This is a genomic window from Acinetobacter sp. T63 (assembly GCF_053852345.1).
The window spans coordinates 2,894,820-2,911,531 of record NZ_CM132659.1; the positions used below are offsets into that span (position 1 = coordinate 2,894,820).

Here is a 16,712-nt window from a genome sequence, read left to right on the forward strand (position 1 = left end):
AAAAAGTTTAATCCTGCAACTTGGCCGCCTTGGCTTTGACTGTGGCCAGATTGCCTTTGACCGCCGCGGTGAGGCGGGTGCCGTAATCGGCATCGGCCTTGTAGAAATAAGACAGCATGATGTGCTTGGTTTCAGCATCTTTTACCGCGCCCAAATCTACCGCCAGGTTACGGATCAGGTCTTTTTTCTCTACAGTAGAATAAGAACGGTATAAATCACCGGCCTGTTTAAACGGCTGCTGTTTCTGAATGGCCTGTTGCAGCACTGTACCTGCAAGTGGCGTAGCCACCGCACGTGCCACTGCTGCGGCCGGTTTTGGCTGTTTCAGGCTTGGTTCATAATTCACCTCAGAATCCCGCTCTGAGATGTTCATAAAGCCTTCCTGATTATTGTTATTGACCTGCACCCGCGGACGATTGACCGGAATCTGCTGATGATTGACCCCTAAACGGTACAGCTGTGTATCTGAATAGGAGAAAATACGGCCTTGCAGCAAACGGTCTTCGGAGGGCTCAATTCCCGGAATCAGGTTGCCCGGTGCAAAGGCCGACTGCTCGGTTTCATTAAAGAAGTTTTTCGGCATCCGGTTTAAAGTTAATGTGCCGACTTTGGTTTCCGGAATTAACTCGTTTGGCCAGATTTTGGTGGCATCCAGCGGGTTAAAGTCAAAATTGTTCAGGTCTTTCGGATCAAGGACCTGAATATATAAATCCCATTTCGGATAGTTGCCAGCATAAATATTGTTATACAAATCATTGGTCAGGTGATTAAAGTCCTTGCCCTGCATGTCACGGGTCTGCTCCAGATTCATGCCCTTTACGCCCTGCTGGGTACGGAAGTTAAACTTCACATATTTATATTCGCCTTTGGCGTTATACAGCTTGAAGGCGTGTACCCCAAAACCATCTAAATGCCGGTAACTCAGCGGTGTTCCTAGGTTGGAATAGACATAAGTCAGCATATTTACCGACCACGGCTGGCTTTGTAAAAAGTCAAAAATCCGGTTCGGGTCCTGCACATTGGTCACCGGACTTGGCTTCATGGCATGAATGAAATCTGGAAACTTCATCGCATCACGAATAAAGAACACCGGCAGATTGTTGCCGACCAAATCCCAGTTGCCTTGCTCTGTATAAAATTTCAGACCAAAACCATGCGGGTCACGCAGGGTTTCCGGCGAACCTTTGGGATGAATGACCGTAGAAAAACGCAGGAACACCGGTGTTTTGGTACCGGCTTTAAACAGTGAGGCCACGGTTAAGTCAGATAAATCTTTGGTCGCCACAAATTCGCCATAAGCGCCCGTGCCACGGGCATGTACCACCCGCTCAGGAATACGCTCCCGCCCAAAACGCTGCAGTTTCTGCACCAGTTGTACATCTTGCAGTAACACGGCACCGTTTTCACCGGCAGTGATCGAGTTCTGGTTATCGCCTACAGCGGCGCCATTGTCTTTGGTGAGTACTGCTGCTTGTGTGCTCAATGTCATGGTTGCCAGCATCGCAACCCATAATGAATGTTTCACCATTCCATCACCTCTTGTTTATACTTTCCCTTTCCTGCAGGCAAAAAAATAGCAATCATGACAAAATTGTGAAAACGGAATATTTTTATAACCAGAATCGTTTTATTAGATAAAACATCAATCCCATATTGGTTTTAAGAGATTAAATCAACAAAAAGCCGACGTTCTCTGTTTTGGATCACAATTTGCTACAATCTCTCCCCATCAACACAGTCAGACAGTTCATTCGTATGCGCGCATTATTACAACGGGTTCTTGAAGCCAAAGTGGTGGTAGAGGGAGAAGTCACCGGCCAGATCCAGCACGGTATTCTGGTTTTTTTAGGTTTGGGCAAAGATGATAATCTGGACAAAGGCAAAAAGCTGATTGATAAAATCCTGAAATATCGCTTTTTTGATGATGAACAGGGCAAGATGGGCTGGAATGTCAGCCAGGCCGGCGGCGGTATTTTACTGGTATCGCAGTTTACCCTGATGGCCCAGACCCAGAAAGGTTTACGCCCTGACTTTGGCCCGGCGATGCCCCCCGCGCAAGCCAAAGAACTGTATGATCAGCTGGTGGACTATGCCAAAAGCCAGTTTGCACAGGTAGAAACCGGTATTTTTGCCGCCGATATGAAAGTGCATCTGGTCAATGACGGGCCGGTGACCTTTCAGCTGGAAATTGAATAAGCCAATGCTTGGTGCATAAAAAAGGTCTTCCACTGGAAGACCTTTTTCTTGGGCGTTTCGACGCAGCAATCAGATTGATTTACCAGTTTTCTGTTTAATAAACTGACGCGCCATTTTAATTTTTTCTTTGACCGGTTTCGGCAGCTTTGGTGGTACCAGTTTCGCCACCTGGTTAAACCAGACCAGCAGACCAAAATCACCTTCCATTTTAATGGTGCCATTTTGCATGCCGGTCATAAAGGCAGTCGGATCGCCTTTCATCAGGGTTTTCACGCCCTGCTCGCTGTCGGCGAACTGCAAAATAAAATCGGCTTTTTCAGCATCACCCGACACGGTATCAATGTCGCCATTATTGACAATAATCTGGCGGGCAAAACCGGTATCGGTACCAATCTGGATGCGGAACTGACGCTCATGAACCAACTCAATAAATTTAGGGCTGGTACGGGCTAGCTGCTTCATACGCAAAGCCAAACCTGTCACGAGTAAATCAAGCGGATCCGTGCTGACATCAACCAGAGGAAGTTTCACGACAGGAATTGAGGAAAGTTTCATGACGTCCGAGCCTATTGTAATTGTTGGGTTAGATTGCTTTTCATCCTAACATAAACAGCTGATTTTTCAGCAAGGCTTTGTATAACAATCATTATCGAAAGTAAAAAAAAATGTACATGACTGTACATTTTTTGGACGTCTTATCTGTATAGACTTAACGGCTGGAATACTGCTGCTGGTCATCTTCATACACTGGGGTATGTTCGATATAACGTCTTTTGGCCAATGCACGCTCTGCACGACGGTCTTCGCGTAGCAAAAGCAATGTCACAACAATCATCGCCAGGGTTAATGCAGACAGATAGCTGTAGGTCACAGGCAGTTCAAAAACAGTTTGTACGCTAAAACGGACCGTTTCCAAAATACCCCAGAATGCCATACCGGCCAACATGAAGCTTAACCAACGACGATAAGGCGAAAAGAAAACAGCAATCAAAGCAGCCGCTACCAAGCTCAAGCCGACTATAGTTGCTAAATTCGCTGTTAACATAAAAACCTCCGTCCAAAAATGGATGTGGATCTTGTCGAGTCCCCATGCCATCTTCAATACTTGTAAATGAATGGCAAGGCCAATTTCAAATCTATGGAAGCATTATGAGTAGTTTTCTGGATAAAAAAAGACTTAAATTTTGACCACGCGACACACATTGTCGCAATATTATATTGTCATTACACTTTTTTAATTTTAAAGATTTCTGAAGATAAGGCTACTCCTTCTTTCGCGTGTCATTACAAAAAAACAACCTGCAAAACTGCCCTGAAAAATATTTTTTTCGATGTTTTTAAAGCAGATTTCGATTCAGTCAAAAAATGAACATTTGCCCTTGTTCACTGATTTTGCATAAAAAAAGCGCAGCCCTTATGCTGCGCTTGATTCAACCTGTGATGTGCTTAAGCCCGGTTCAGGTCTTTATCATGGACACCTAATAGATACAAAACACCATCCAAGCCAACGCTGGAAATCGCCTGATTGGCATTTTCACGTACCAGCGGTTTGGCACGGAAAGCAACCCCCAGACCGGCAATGGATAGCATTGGCAGGTCATTGGCACCATCACCTACCGCAATGGCCTGCTCCAGAGAAATACCCATTTTCTCGGCCAGTTCACGCAGCAACAGGGCTTTACGCGCACCATCCACAATATGACCTTTCACTTCCCCGGTTACCACGCCATACTCGACATCCAGAATATTGGCATGTACTTCATCAATCCCCAGCTTGTCCTGCAGATATTCGGCAAAGTACTGGAATCCGCCCGATAGAATCGCAGTGCGATAGCCCAGGGCTTTTAAGGTCGAAATCAGACGCTCGGCGCCTTCAGTCACGGTTAAACGCTCGGCGATTTTTGGCAGAACCGACGCATCCAGACCTTTTAGCAAGGCCACACGGGCACGGAAACTTTGCTGGAAATCCAGCTCGCCCTGCATGGCACGCTCGGTAATTTCAGCCACTTGTGCACCGACACCGGCTTCAATCGCCAGTTCGTCAATCACTTCCTGCTCAATTAAGGTTGAGTCCATGTCAAAGCAGACCAAACGACGGTTACGGCGATAAGCATTGTCTTCCTGTACCGCGACATCGACGCTTAGCGCGTTGGACAGGCTTAAACAGGCGGCACGCATGGCTGCGGCATCGAGCATCTGACCGCTTAAACCAAACTGCACACAGGCACGTTTTGGCCCCTGGCTGGAACCATCTGCTGCCGGACGGCCAGACAGACGGGTCACGGTCTCAATATTGAAACCCTGGCTGGATACAATTTGTGTTACTGCCTGCAGATGAGAGGCATTGAGTTCTGGCGCCAAAGCCGTCACGATGTAACGAGTACGGCCACCTTCATTGACCCATTGTTCATACTCTGTTGCAGAGATCGGTTTAAAGCGCACAGTTAAGCCAATATCATGTGCTAAAATCAGGATCTCTTTCATGGCTAATGCGGTAGCCGTCTGGTCATCTGATGAGACGACAATACCTAAAGTCAACTGGTTATGAATGACCGCCTGACCGACATCTAAGATTTGTAAGGAATGAGCGGACAGAACCTGCATTAATCGAGTAAACTGATTCGGTTGGTCAGGTCCTAAAAATGATATAAGAATGATTTCTCGCATGAATTGACTCGGGTCTGAGCTACAACTATTGTTAGAATCATAATCGAAATTAAGTAGAATTACTTTGGAAGTTTACGTTGAATGCGCCTAGACAAGGGCTATTTGCTAGCCTACTGACCATAAGTTTTGCCTTGCATACCTTTTTACTGGTACTGGCAACGACTCACCAGCTCAATGAAAATCGGGCCAGTCAAGGCCAGCTGATCACCAGCCAGCTGGTCACAGACAGCCTGTCCGAGCTGGAACCGGCCAATACCGTTTCACTGGCGCTTCTGGCCGATCGTTATGCCACCAACCCGAGTATTGCCTCAATTCGCATTCTGAATACCAACAATCAGGTGCTGGCCACCGGTGGCCTGGCCAAAACCCGTCAGGGTGAAGTCTTTGTGCGCGATGCGCTGCAAAACGAAAAGAAAGTCGGCACCATTGAGGTGACCCTGGTCAAACCAAGTATTGGCGAAATTCTGCGCACCCAGTGGATGGCGATTCTCAGTTCGCTGTTTATTCATGCCCTGCTGTGGCTGGCCTATCGTGCGATTGCCCGTCCAAGCCGTTCAGAATATCTGGCGCGTATCAACAATGAATCGCGTCTGAAACACGAAATCCAGAATCTGACCCAAGCACTGGAGCAGGAAAAACACAATACCGCATTGGCGATTGCACAGGCGCAGCAACAGGCCAAAGCCGCACCAAAACTGAAAGAAAACAAACCGGCCCCGGTTGATCAGCATACAATTTCGTTAAACATCCAGTTCTATGATCCGAAACAGTTGATGGATACGGTCAACAAAACCGTTTCGGTGCCGTATTTTAATCTATGCCAGATTTTCCTGAACAAGAGCATCGAGCTGTGTGTGCAGCACTATAAACTTAGCCAGCAGGATATCACCACGGTACAACCATTCCATGAAGATGGCGCCACCTTAAGCATGTCGGCCGATAAACCGAATGCGGCACCGTGTCTGGCGATGATTGGCACCGTGTTCCAGCTGCTGTCTGAAGTGCTGTATAAACGCTACCGTGAAGAAAAACGCTTTGTGCTGCAAACCCGCAGTGCACTGTCCAGCCCGGTCGATGCCATGCAGCTGTCTTCGGTGCAGGCGGCAGAACGCTTGGTCAGCCAGCTGTCAGCTAAGGAAAATGCGGTGCATTTACCGCATGAATTACTGAAAACCCTGTCCGATCATTATGAACTGGTCAGTATGCCAAACCCGACCAATGTGCTGACCCGGCATGCCTATATGGTCAATGGCATGGACAGTGAAGCGGCCGAACTGGCCCAGCAGTTAAGAACTGAAATTTTACGTGGCAAGCACTCTAAAGCGTCTTAAGACGCAGCAGCCGCTGTCGTCTGATCAAAATCCTGACCCGTGTCAGGATTTTTTGATAGAGGCTTAGAGTTTGAGGAGCTTTTTTTGCAGTAAATAGGCCTGTGCACTGTGCAGGGGCTGTTCCGGTTCCGGCTGCACTTTCTGCCAGTGGCCATCGGACTGCAATTCCCAGGCATTCTGGTTGTCATTTAAATAGCTGCGTAAACCATCTTCGACAATACATTTCTTGATCTTGCTGTCCAGAATCGGGAAACAGGTTTCAACCCGTGAGAACAGGTTACGTCCCATCCAGTCAGCGCTGGCACAGAACAGTTTTTTCTCGCCGCCATGTTCAAAATAATAGACGCGGGTATGTTCCAGGAAACGACCGACAATCGAACGCACCCGGATATTGTCTGACATGCCCGGCACTTGGGGAATCAGGCAGCAAATCGAACGGATAATCAGATCAACCCGCACCCCGGCCTGCGAGGCACGGTATAGCGCCGCAATCAGTTGTGGCTCGGTCAGGGCATTGACTTTAATCATGATCTGCGCGGCTTTGCCGGCCTGGGCAAATTCAATTTCCTGTTCAATCAGTTTCAGCAGTTCAGTGTGCAGGGTGAACGGCGCATGCAGCAGGTTTTTCAGTTTGGCCATTTTGCCCATGCCGGTCAGTTCCTGGAACATGCGGTGCACATCTTCACAGATATCCGGCTGGGTGGTCATCAGGCCGTAGTCGGTGTACATGCGCGCATTGCCGGCATGGTAGTTACCGGTGCCCAAGTGCACATAACGCACCAGCTGGTCCTGCTCGCGGCGTACCACCAGAATCATTTTGGCATGGGTTTTATAGCCGACAATGCCATACACCACTACCGCACCGGCTTCCTGCAGCACGTTGGCAACCATGATATTGGATTCTTCGTCGAAGCGGGCACGCAGTTCAATGACCGCAGTGACTTCCTTGCCATTACGCGCCGCTTCAGCCAGTACCTGCACAATTTCCGAGTCCGGACCACTGCGATACAGGGTCTGTTTAATTGCCAGCACATGCGGATCTTTGGCCGCTTCTTTGAGCAGGCTGATCACCGGCTGAAAAGAATCAAACGGATGATGCAGCAATACATCCTGCTTTTTCAGCACCTCAAAAATTGGTTTCTGCTTGCGAAATACCGGCGGAATCACCGGACTAAAAATCGGATATTTCAGTTCCGGACGGTCAAAACTGGTGGTGAGACGCGACAGGTTAATCGGGCCACTGGTCTGATACAGCTGCTGCTGATCCAGATCAAACTCATCTAGCAAGTAGTCAATAATACTCTGCGGGCAGTCATCTTCAATTTCCAGACGCACCGCACGGCCGAAACGGCGTGATGACAGCTCATCTTTTAAGGCCACCGCCAGATCATCGACATCTTCCGACAGAATCAGGTCGGCATTTCGGGTCACACGAAAAGCATAGCAGCCGGTGGCTTTCATGCCTGGGAACAGGTCATTGATATGCTGCTGGATAATTGCCGTCAGGAAAATCTGTTCCTCCCCTTCCCCGGCCACTTCAGGCGGCAAGGCAATTAAGCGCGGCAAGGAACGTGGGGCTGGCACAATCGCCATTTCAATTTCACGGCCAAAGGCATCCTTACCTTCCAGACTGACAATAAAGTTCAGGCTTTTATTGACCAGTCGCGGAAACGGATGTGACGGGTCCAGACTGATTGGGGTCAGTACCGGCTGGACCTGTTTGGCAAAATACTGGGCAATCCAGGGTTTATGCTTGTCCTGAATTTGTGGATATTGGATAAAACGAATCCCGGCCTGCTGCAACTGCGGCAGAATGTCCTGATTTAAGGTGCGATATTGCAGCTCGACCGCCGCATGAATTTCTTCAGATAACTGTGCCAGCACCAGTTCGGTCGGAATTGCATCCGGGGTGCGGGTCAGGGCATTTAAATCCAGCTGTTTCATTAAACCCGCCACGCGGATTTCAAAAAACTCATCCAGATTTCGGGAAAAAATAATCAGAAAGTTTAAGCGTTCCAGCAGCGGCAGACGCTCATCCAGCGCTTGGGCCAATACCCGTTGATGGAACTCGAATAATGCCAGTTCCCGATTGAAATAGGTCATGGATGAATGCTGAAAATCGCTCATATCTCACTCTATGCTGTCTTACAACAGTCTGTTTGTGCCGCCTCTGTGAGGGCATCTTAGAAATTGAATATGACAGTTGTGTTACAAAAATGACCAAATGATGAAAATTAGCCCAAATTTGTTCAAAATAAAAATCTGTTTTTTATCATTTTTTTGTTTTTTATCTAAGTAAAAAGACAGCATATTCAATATAATACTAAGGCATCCTTGCCTTGATGACAGCTGTCCTTTATTGGCGCTGCCGGCTGGCCCAATAGGTAGCCAGTGCCGGTCCAGAAATATTGTGCCATAAACTGAAGATGGCGCTCGGTACGGCGGTCACCGGAGACGCGGCAAAATGCACCGCCGCCAAGGCCACGCCCAAGCCAGAATTCTGCATTCCGACTTCAATCGACACCGCTTTACTGTCAGCATAGGGCAATTTAAATAAACGCGCTGCCCAGAAACCAAGTAAATAGCCCAGACCATTGTGCAGCATCACTACGGCTAAAATCAGCAAGCCGCTTTCCAGAATCTGTGCCCGGCTGCCGGCAATAATTGCCGCGACAATGGCAACAATCGCCACCACCGAAACCAGTGGCATCAGGGTAATGGAACGCTCTACCTGGGTTTTAAACAGCGCGCGTAGCAGCAGGCCCAGCACAATCGGGAACAGCACCACCTGTAAAATCGAGCTCAGCATGGACCAGGCATCAATTTCAATCCACTGGCTGGCCAGCACAAAGAAAATCGCCGGGGTCAGTAGCGGCGCCAGCAAGGTCGACACCGAAGTACAGGCCACCGATAAGGCGGTATTGCCTTTGGCCATATAGGTAATTACATTGGAAGCTGTACCACCCGGACAGCAGCCAACCAGAATCACCCCAATGGCAATTTCCGCCGGTAACCGGAATAAGGCACATAACAGATAGGCCAACAGCGGCATCACCATAAACTGCGCGGCCACGCCAATCGCGACTGCTTTCGGGCTTTGCAGCACGCCTTTAAAATCCTGCAGTGACATGGTCATGCCCATACCAAACATGATGATGCCAAGCATCCAGGTAATATAGGCTTTTAACCAGACAAAAGCCTCTGGCTGATACATGGCAATCACGGCAAACAGCAGCACCCACAGGGCAAAAGTTTTCTGTACAAACTGGCTAAAACCTAACACCATAGACCTCGGCACGTTCTGAATGAATGATTCGGGCCAATCAGGCCAGGCTTGGCTGTGCAGCAGGCTGTAACAGGCCCAACACATCTTTGCTATAGACCCGTTTTACCCCATGCGCTAGCATCTCCTGCCAGGCATGTTGCAATGAACCTTTCAGGTCTATGCCTTTGCTGGCATCGGCAATGACAAAGGTATTAAAGCCCAGCTTGCAGGCATCTATGGCGGTCCAGGCCACGCAAAAATCGGTGGCAATGCCGCTAATAAACACCGTGTCGATACCACGCGCTTTTAAATAGCCAGCCAGGCCGGTGGTGGTTTTCTGATCCGCTTCCATAAAGGCCGAATAGCTGTCAATTTGTGCATGAAAACCTTTACGGATAATCAGCTGCGCCTGCGGCAAGTCCAGTGCCGGATGCAGTTCGGCATCGGCTGTGCCCTGGACGCAATGTGCCGGCCACAGCACCTGCTCGCCATATTCCAGCATCACCACTTCATACGGCTGTTTGCCCGGATGATTGTCGGCAAAAGAAATATGATTCTGCGGATGCCAGTCCTGGGTCAGGACAATATTGTCGAAGACCTGCCCCAGCTGGTTAATGATCGGAATAATCTGATCGGCATCAGCGACGGCCAAATTACCGCCCGGTGTAAATCCATTTTGTACATCTACTACGATCAATGCCGTCTGCGCTTGCATAACACCTATCCATGTTTCGCTTATTGTCAGCGTCCTAGCATATACCAAATGGATGGTTTTGTTGCAGCGGAATCATTGGACTGTACGGTGAAAACAAAACAGCCCGCATATGCGGGCTGTCTGAAGGGGTCGTTACAATGCGTGTTTAGTTTTGAATACGACGCACCAGCAGTAACATAAAGATGGCAGAGATCACGATACATGGAATCGCGGCAGAGATCACCCCTGCTGCACCAAAGCCAGCCGTTAACAGTGAACCGGCAATCGCAGGCCCGAGCATCGCACCGACACGGCCCACGGCAGACGCCACACCAATACCGGTACCACGCACTTCAGTTGGATACACAATACCACCGAAGGCATACAGTACACCCTGACAGCCAATGACGAATGCACCCACCAGCGCAGAGGCCAGATACATTTGAGTTAATGAACCTGCAGCGTTCAGTGCCAGCAGACCGGCCAGAATACCGCCGTACATCAACAGAATGACATAGGATTTTTTCCAGCGATCGGTCAGCATACCCAAAATAACGGTACCAATCGTCGCGCTGACCATAAAGTAGAACTGTGCAGTTGCGCCTTCTTTACGCGAGAAGCCCAGTTCCTGGAACAGCGACGGTAACCAGCTCAGCATGATGTACACCACCATCAGGGTGAAGAAATAGCTGACCCAGATGAACATGGTACGTAGCAGGTTGTTCGAGTTAAACAGATCTTTAAACGAACCTTGTGGCGTAGCTTCTGCTGTCGTATTCGCAGCCTGATCTTTGGCTTTTAAATATTCCTTTGATTCTGGCAATAACCACATCATCACTGGAATGACGATAATAGGTAATAAACCGCCTAGGTAGAAAATGTTTTTCCAGTTAGAACCGAAATCGGTACTGGCAATTAACGATAAAATCGCAGCACCGACTGGCATACCACAGTACATCAGACCTACGGCACGGCCACGGTTTTGTGGTGATACCGCTTCAGAGGCCAGCGTAATCAGAATTGGCATGGCTGCACCCAGACCGGCACCGGCCAGGAAACGTACCGCCAGCAATGAGTTAAAGCTGTTGACCCATACGGTACATAAAGTAAAGACCGCAAACACGGCAGTCGACCAGATTAGCACCTGTTTACGGCCAATACGGTCTGCCACGCGTCCACCAACCAGTGCACCAGGCAATAAGCCCAGAATCCCTGCACTAAAAAACACCCCCAATTGCGAGCTATCGAGGCCAAAATGCTCACGGATACCAGCTGCGGCAATACCTGCTGCCTGGATATCCAAGCCTTCAATGACCGCAATCAAGAAACAGATGGCTACTGTCACAATCGCATGTCGATTATCTGATCTTTCCATTGGAGAATCCTTGTTTCAATCAGTGTTTATAAAAGGTTAAGGCCGCCATCATCTATGAGGATGTCCTTTGAATTAACTACCAATAAGTGGAATAAAGCGCTGGTCTGGCAAAAAATTAATAGACATTTCTTATTTTAAGACACGCAAACATATAGTTTTAGAAAGACTTAATTGAGGCATATCAATTTAAAAAAACATTAAAATCCATATAAATATCAACGGTTACAAATAAACAAACAGTCAAAATTATTATTTTCATTTAGATCTGAAAAAAATCATTCAGTAAAGTTTTAAGCAGGAAATGGCATTAAAAAAAGCCTGTTCAAATAATTTTCAGGTCTAGTTTAAGTGTTTTTTTATCTTAATTCCGACCCTTTTACCTGGTTTTCACAGCTTTTTACTGCTTTTTCCAGGCAAAATTGCTGTCCGGACAGCTTCTATAGGCCTGTGCTTACTCACCAGTTCATTCTAAAGTCGAAGATGAACCGGAACTGCTGTAAAAGCACCAACTTATGCCTTATACCGGACTGTTTTGAGCAGCGGATAAAGTTGATATTGGCTTTGACTTACGCATATTGTTCTGACACACTGAATCAGTCATAATTTGCATAAGCATTATTCAATCATGACTTATTGAATTCTGACTCAAATCAAAATACTGCAACCATCCACGTTTTCTGTTTCTACGAACTTTTGTGGATGGAAAAATAGGATATTTTTTCAAAATGACTCAGCAAGCACAGACCATTCAAGGCTCAATTGTCGCAATCGTCACCCCAATGTTAGAAGATGGCAGCGTAGATTGGAAAGGTCTCGAGAAGCTGGTTGAGTGGCACATAGAACAAGGCACGAACAGTATTGTGGCCGTGGGCACGACAGGTGAAGCCTCTACATTAAGCATGGCTGAACATACACGTGTGATTAAAGAAATCATTCGCGTGGCCAACAAACGTATCCCGGTGATTGCTGGTACTGGTGCAAACTCAACGCATGAAGCGATCGAACTGACCAGAGAAGCCAAAGAACTCGGCGCCGATGCCGCACTTCTCGTCACGCCATATTATAACAAGCCAACCCAGGAAGGGTTATATCAGCATTATAAGACTATTGCCGAAGCAGTGGATCTGCCACAAATCCTGTATAACGTTCCGGGCCGTACTGGCGTCGACATGTCCAACGAAACAGTGATTCGTCTGGCCGACATTCCACAAATTGTGGGCATTAAAGATGCCACTGGCGATGTACCACGTGGCCGTGAATTACTGGCCGGTCTGGCGGGTAAAGACATGACTGTCTATTCAGGTGATGATGCCACTGCCTATCAGTTAATGCTGGCTGGTGCCAAAGGCAATATCTCGGTTACGGCCAATGTGGCACCAAAAGTCATGAGCGAAGTTTGTGCCGCAGCCATTGCCGGCGACAATGACAGCGCTGAAGCACGTAACAATACAGTTGCAAATTTACACAATATTCTATTTTGTGAATCAAACCCAATTCCGGTGAAATGGGCACTTCATGAAATGGGCTTAATTGGTACCGGCATCCGCCTGCCATTAACGCCACTTGCAGAACAATATCGCGCACCGTTACGTGAAGCTTTACAGGCTTCGGGTGTCATTTAATAAGAGCACAATATTATGCAATTACGTTTTGGTTTAATCGCTGCACTTTCAGTGGTAAGTTTGGCAGGTTGTAGTTCTTTAGCCATCAGCAATGGCTCTCTGGATTATAAAGACACCACCACCCTTGCGCCCTTACAATATCCTGAAGGTACTGTGGCCCGACCAGCAACGCCATTGTATCCTGCACCAACGGTTGACCCACTGGCCATTGAACATGCACCGAAGCTGGAAAACAGCCGTGGCAACCGTTTCGCACTTCCTCGTCCTCCAGCCGTAGAGCCGACTCAGGCCGCTGCTGTACAGGACAACACCGCGCCAGGTCGTCCACAACCGGTTGTAGATGGAAATCAAAATCCACTGCTCAAAATAGATGGAAATTCTGCTACAATTTGGCAGTATACGCTTGCCACACTCAGCAGCCTGAACCATAGCATTATTGGTCAGAGCAAAAACCGTTACGAAGTCACCATCTCGGTCGATCAACAGACCTACGTCTTAAGACTCACCTCTGTCGGTACAAGTAACAACCTGGCTGTGTTCAACGCCGACAACAGTTTTGCAGACAAAGAAAAAGCTGCAGACCTGTTGGCCCAGATTTACCAAAATTGGCCAGCCTAGACATTACTAGGCATTTTTTTCTGAAAAAGGTTCCCTCATGTTAAAACAAACCTTGCTCTATACTGGTAAAGCGAAATCTGTTTATACCACAGATAGTGAAGACCACCTGATTTTAGTCTTTCGTGACGATGCCTCTGCGTTCAATGGCGAAAAGATCGAACAACTAGATCGTAAAGGTAAGGTGAACAACCGTTTTAACGCCTTTATTATGGAAAAACTGGCTGAAGCCGGTATCGAAACGCATTTTGAAAAACTGCTAACCCCAAATGAAGTGCTGGTGAAAAAGCTGAGCATGATTCCGGTTGAATGCGTAATCCGTAACTATGCAGCTGGTTCTCTGTGCCGTCGCCTCGGTGTCGAAGAAGGCAAGGAACTGACCCCGCCAACATTTGAACTGTTCTTTAAAGATGATGCCTTAGGCGATCCAATGGTCAATGAATCTCAAGCGATTGCGCTGGGTTGGGCGACTGCTGAGCAGCTGGCACAAATGAAAGAACTGACTTACAAAGTTAACGATGTACTAAAAGCCCTGTTTGATGCCGGCAACATGATTCTGGTCGATTTCAAACTTGAATTTGGTGTATTCCACGACCGTATCGTGCTGGGTGATGAATTCTCTCCAGACGGCTGCCGTCTATGGGACAAAGACACCAAGAAAAAACTCGACAAAGACCGTTTCCGTCAAGGTTTAGGCGGCGTGGTTGAAGCCTATGAAGAAGTTGCGGCACGTTTAGGCATCAACCTCGACAATATCTGATCATCTCCAAGATGAACGATAAAAAAACCGGATCAGCTGATCCGGTTTTTTATTGGCTGAGTTTTCTCACTCTCAATCGAAAAAACAAATTCAACTTATAAAAATGATCGTTTTTACATATTTTTAGTTTTGACCTATGCTTAAGCACATAGGCAAGACACGGTAAATTTTACAGTGACTGCCGATCAGTTTCGTTAATCCTCGCGGATGTTCTCTCCCAATCTAACATCCAGTTTGGCCCAATTCATCCCTCTGAATTGGGCTTTTTTTATTGCTACTGTTGCTGCTGCATCCAGCGCCGCTGCTGTAAACGCTCGGCTTCAACTTCGCGTTTATTGCGCGCCGATTCATACAGCTTGGTGCCTTTTAATTCTGGCGGCAAATAATCCTGCAATACAAAATGCTCCGGATAATTGTGCGGATACAGATAATCCACCCCGTAGCCCTGCTCTTTCATCAGCTTGGTCGGCGCATTACGCAAATGTAACGGTACCGGCAAATTGGCGGTTTTTTCCGCCAAGTCCAGCGCCTTGTTAATGGCCAGATAGGTACTGTTACTTTTGGCACTGGTGGCCAGATAGACTGCACATTGGCCCAGAATAATCCGCGCTTCCGGCATACCAATCACCTGCACTGCGCGGAAACATTCACCGGCCAGCAACAAGGCATTTGGGTTGGAATTGCCAATATCTTCCGAGGCAGCAATTAGCATACGCCGCGCAATAAACAGCGGGTCTTCTCCACCCTTGAGCATGCGCGCCATCCAGTACAGAGTCGCATCCGGGTCACTGCCGCGAATCGACTTAATAAAGGCCGAGACCAGATCATAATGCTGCTCGCCAGATTTGTCGTAACGGGCAATATTCTGCTGCGCCACTTTCACGACCAGGGCATTGTTAATACTGTTTTCTGTGTCCGGCTCAAAGGTGCCGGCAATCAGCTCGAGTAAATTCAGCGCCTTACGTGCATCACCCGCCGCAAACTGCACCAGTGCTTCAAACTCTTCAATCTGGATATAACGTTCTTTTAAGAAGCTATCATTCTGGACGGCCTGGGTCAGCAGCTGCTGGATGGCCTCGGCACTCAGTGCATTTAAGGTATAGACCTGGCAGCGCGACAGCAAGGCACTGTTCACCTCAAAAGACGGGTTTTCCGTGGTGGCACCAATCAGGGTAATTTTGCCCTTCTCAACCGCATTTAATAAGGCATCCTGCTGGGATTTATTAAAGCGGTGAATCTCGTCAATAAACACCACCGGCGTTAGTAAATCGCCGCCATCGGCAATCACTTCACGTAATTCCTTAACCCCGGTATTGAGCGCAGACAGACTGACAAAAGGACGATCAACCGCCTGCGCCAGCAACAAGGCAATGGTGGTTTTTCCAACGCCAGGTGGCCCCCAGAAAATAATCGAGGGCAAATGGCCCTGATCAATCATTTGGCGTAACGGGGCCTGCTCCCCCAGAAGATGATCTTGACCGATAATCTGCGACAGATCGCGCGGGCGCAAACGTTCAGGAAGTGGAATATGGCTGTCTGACATAGAAGGTTTTCTGTACAAAGCTGCGGCTGAGTGTACTATGTTATGGCAAAATGAAGTATTTCAATAGCCGATTTTTTAGCGCTTGCTGCGGCAAACTGAGTCTAAATGTAGGCAGTTGTTTTTATCAGGTTTAAATCGCCAATTTTGCTCTTAAAGATACAGACGGCCTAAAAATTTAACGTACCCAGCGCACAATATAGTCTTCAATTTCTTCTTCATTGACTTCCGTTTCAGAAATACAGCGGCCAGCGGCCGATTTTTTGGCGCGAATCACACTCTGGCGTGAACCGGTATTTAAATAATGCCAGGACGGCAGGTTTTTACCTTCTTTTAAACGGCGATAGGCACAGCTTGGCGGTAGCCAGTGAATACTGTCCAGCTTTTCCGGCGTTAACTGGATACAGTCCGGTACCTGTTGCTGCCGGTTCGGATAGTCCGAACAGCGGGCGGTCGTACAATCCAGCAGCTTGCAGGCCACTTTGGTATAAGCCACTTCATGACTGTCTTCATCTTCCAGCTTGACCAGGCAGCATAAACCGCAGCCATCACACAGCGCTTCCCATTCTGCCTGGGTTAAGGCTGTTAACGGATAGTTTTTCCAGAATTGGGGACGAAGCTGATCAGACATGATGCACAACACTACA

Annotated in this window: 15 protein-coding genes; 5 read left to right on the forward strand and 10 right to left on the reverse strand. The window is 48.0% G+C overall.

Features of this window, described 5'->3' with window-relative positions:
- Positions 1 to 7: 7 nt before the first annotated feature.
- Positions 8 to 1,528: a catalase gene (locus tag ACVLR6_RS13930; RefSeq protein WP_160240830.1), complete on the reverse strand. Its 1,521-nt coding sequence runs from the start codon at positions 1,526 to 1,528 to the stop codon at positions 8 to 10.
- A 227-nt stretch (positions 1,529 to 1,755) separates the two neighbouring features.
- Here ACVLR6_RS13930 and dtd point away from each other — a divergent pair, with 227 nt between their 5' ends.
- Positions 1,756 to 2,196, forward strand: a complete 441-nt coding sequence (dtd, locus tag ACVLR6_RS13935; RefSeq protein WP_035363358.1) for a D-aminoacyl-tRNA deacylase — start codon at positions 1,756 to 1,758, stop codon at positions 2,194 to 2,196.
- 69 nt (positions 2,197 to 2,265) lie between these two features.
- On the opposite strand, the gene ACVLR6_RS13940 is transcribed toward dtd, so the two are convergent.
- The 3 genes from ACVLR6_RS13940 to serB form a co-directional block, all read right to left on the reverse strand.
- Positions 2,266 to 2,751 carry a hypothetical protein gene (locus ACVLR6_RS13940; RefSeq protein ID WP_016658700.1) on the reverse strand — a complete coding sequence of 162 codons (486 nt, stop codon included), beginning with the start codon at positions 2,749 to 2,751 and terminating at the stop codon, positions 2,266 to 2,268.
- Positions 2,752 to 2,905: 154 nt separating this feature from the next.
- Positions 2,906 to 3,241 (reverse strand): ciprofloxacin tolerance protein AciT, encoded by a 336-nt coding sequence (gene aciT, locus ACVLR6_RS13945; protein ID WP_005180916.1) that lies wholly within the window; start codon positions 3,239 to 3,241, stop codon positions 2,906 to 2,908.
- A gap of 401 nt (positions 3,242 to 3,642) precedes the next feature.
- Entirely contained in the window at positions 3,643 to 4,863 is a 1,221-nt protein-coding gene (gene serB / locus ACVLR6_RS13950; RefSeq protein WP_455995494.1) for a phosphoserine phosphatase SerB, read from the reverse strand.
- Between the two features lie 77 nt (positions 4,864 to 4,940).
- Here serB and ACVLR6_RS13955 point away from each other — a divergent pair, with 77 nt between their 5' ends.
- Complete coding sequence (locus tag ACVLR6_RS13955; RefSeq protein WP_005180919.1) at positions 4,941 to 6,194, forward strand: hypothetical protein; 1,254 nt, start codon at positions 4,941 to 4,943, stop codon at positions 6,192 to 6,194.
- 63 nt (positions 6,195 to 6,257) lie between these two features.
- On the opposite strand, the gene ppk1 is transcribed toward ACVLR6_RS13955, so the two are convergent.
- The 4 genes from ppk1 to mhpT all read right to left on the reverse strand — a co-directional run bounded on the left by ppk1 (position 6,258) and on the right by mhpT (position 11,528).
- The gene (gene ppk1, locus ACVLR6_RS13960; protein WP_168397399.1) at positions 6,258 to 8,321 is read right to left on the reverse strand and encodes a polyphosphate kinase 1; all 2,064 of its coding nucleotides are present in this window, start codon (positions 8,319 to 8,321) and stop codon (positions 6,258 to 6,260) included.
- 229 nt (positions 8,322 to 8,550) lie between these two features.
- Positions 8,551 to 9,480 carry a bile acid:sodium symporter family protein gene (locus tag ACVLR6_RS13965; RefSeq protein ID WP_034598041.1) on the reverse strand — a complete coding sequence of 310 codons (930 nt, stop codon included), beginning with the start codon at positions 9,478 to 9,480 and terminating at the stop codon, positions 8,551 to 8,553.
- A 37-nt stretch (positions 9,481 to 9,517) separates the two neighbouring features.
- The gene (gene pncA / locus ACVLR6_RS13970) at positions 9,518 to 10,174 is read right to left on the reverse strand and encodes a bifunctional nicotinamidase/pyrazinamidase (RefSeq protein ID WP_455995495.1); all 657 of its coding nucleotides are present in this window, start codon (positions 10,172 to 10,174) and stop codon (positions 9,518 to 9,520) included.
- A 145-nt stretch (positions 10,175 to 10,319) separates the two neighbouring features.
- Positions 10,320 to 11,528, reverse strand: coding sequence for a 3-(3-hydroxy-phenyl)propionate transporter MhpT (gene mhpT / locus ACVLR6_RS13975; RefSeq protein WP_168414821.1), 1,209 nt, complete (start codon positions 11,526 to 11,528; stop codon positions 10,320 to 10,322).
- 725 nt (positions 11,529 to 12,253) lie between these two features.
- Here mhpT and dapA point away from each other — a divergent pair.
- From dapA to purC, 3 genes are read left to right on the forward strand one after another with little or no spacing between them, the layout of a single operon-like run.
- The gene (gene dapA / locus ACVLR6_RS13980) at positions 12,254 to 13,150 is read left to right on the forward strand and encodes a 4-hydroxy-tetrahydrodipicolinate synthase (RefSeq protein WP_005180931.1); all 897 of its coding nucleotides are present in this window, start codon (positions 12,254 to 12,256) and stop codon (positions 13,148 to 13,150) included.
- Positions 13,151 to 13,165: 15 nt separating this feature from the next.
- Entirely contained in the window at positions 13,166 to 13,768 is a 603-nt protein-coding gene (locus ACVLR6_RS13985) for a lipoprotein-34 precursor (NlpB) (RefSeq protein WP_160240827.1), read from the forward strand.
- A 37-nt stretch (positions 13,769 to 13,805) separates the two neighbouring features.
- On the forward strand, positions 13,806 to 14,525 hold the full coding sequence (gene purC, locus ACVLR6_RS13990; protein WP_005180935.1) for a phosphoribosylaminoimidazolesuccinocarboxamide synthase: 720 nt from the start codon (positions 13,806 to 13,808) through the stop codon (positions 14,523 to 14,525).
- Between the two features lie 274 nt (positions 14,526 to 14,799).
- Here purC and ACVLR6_RS13995 read toward each other — a convergent pair whose 3' ends face one another.
- The gene (locus ACVLR6_RS13995; RefSeq protein ID WP_016658696.1) at positions 14,800 to 16,068 is read right to left on the reverse strand and encodes a replication-associated recombination protein A; all 1,269 of its coding nucleotides are present in this window, start codon (positions 16,066 to 16,068) and stop codon (positions 14,800 to 14,802) included.
- Between the two features lie 175 nt (positions 16,069 to 16,243).
- Entirely contained in the window at positions 16,244 to 16,696 is a 453-nt protein-coding gene (locus ACVLR6_RS14000; RefSeq protein ID WP_016658695.1) for a YcgN family cysteine cluster protein, read from the reverse strand.
- Positions 16,697 to 16,712: the final 16 nt, after the last annotated feature.

Bases quoted from the DNA above. Each gene is read 5' to 3' on its own strand.
- ACVLR6_RS13930 (WP_160240830.1), bottom strand. From the start codon at position 1,528: ATGGTGAAACATTCATTATGGGTTGCGATGCTGGCAACCATGACATTG.
- dtd (WP_035363358.1), top strand. From the start codon at position 1,756: ATGCGCGCATTATTACAACGGGTTCTTGAAGCCAAAGTGGTGGTAGAG.
- ACVLR6_RS13940 (WP_016658700.1), bottom strand. From the start codon at position 2,751: ATGAAACTTTCCTCAATTCCTGTCGTGAAACTTCCTCTGGTTGATGTC.
- aciT (WP_005180916.1), bottom strand. From the start codon at position 3,241: ATGTTAACAGCGAATTTAGCAACTATAGTCGGCTTGAGCTTGGTAGCG.
- serB (WP_455995494.1), bottom strand. From the start codon at position 4,863: ATGCGAGAAATCATTCTTATATCATTTTTAGGACCTGACCAACCGAAT.
- ppk1 (WP_168397399.1), bottom strand. From the start codon at position 8,321: ATGAGCGATTTTCAGCATTCATCCATGACCTATTTCAATCGGGAACTG.
- ACVLR6_RS13965 (WP_034598041.1), bottom strand. From the start codon at position 9,480: ATGGTGTTAGGTTTTAGCCAGTTTGTACAGAAAACTTTTGCCCTGTGG.
- pncA (WP_455995495.1), bottom strand. From the start codon at position 10,174: ATGCAAGCGCAGACGGCATTGATCGTAGTAGATGTACAAAATGGATTT.
- mhpT (WP_168414821.1), bottom strand. From the start codon at position 11,528: ATGGAAAGATCAGATAATCGACATGCGATTGTGACAGTAGCCATCTGT.
- dapA (WP_005180931.1), top strand. From the start codon at position 12,254: ATGACTCAGCAAGCACAGACCATTCAAGGCTCAATTGTCGCAATCGTC.
- ACVLR6_RS13985 (WP_160240827.1), top strand. From the start codon at position 13,166: ATGCAATTACGTTTTGGTTTAATCGCTGCACTTTCAGTGGTAAGTTTG.
- purC (WP_005180935.1), top strand. From the start codon at position 13,806: ATGTTAAAACAAACCTTGCTCTATACTGGTAAAGCGAAATCTGTTTAT.
- ACVLR6_RS13995 (WP_016658696.1), bottom strand. From the start codon at position 16,068: ATGTCAGACAGCCATATTCCACTTCCTGAACGTTTGCGCCCGCGCGAT.
- ACVLR6_RS14000 (WP_016658695.1), bottom strand. From the start codon at position 16,696: ATGTCTGATCAGCTTCGTCCCCAATTCTGGAAAAACTATCCGTTAACA.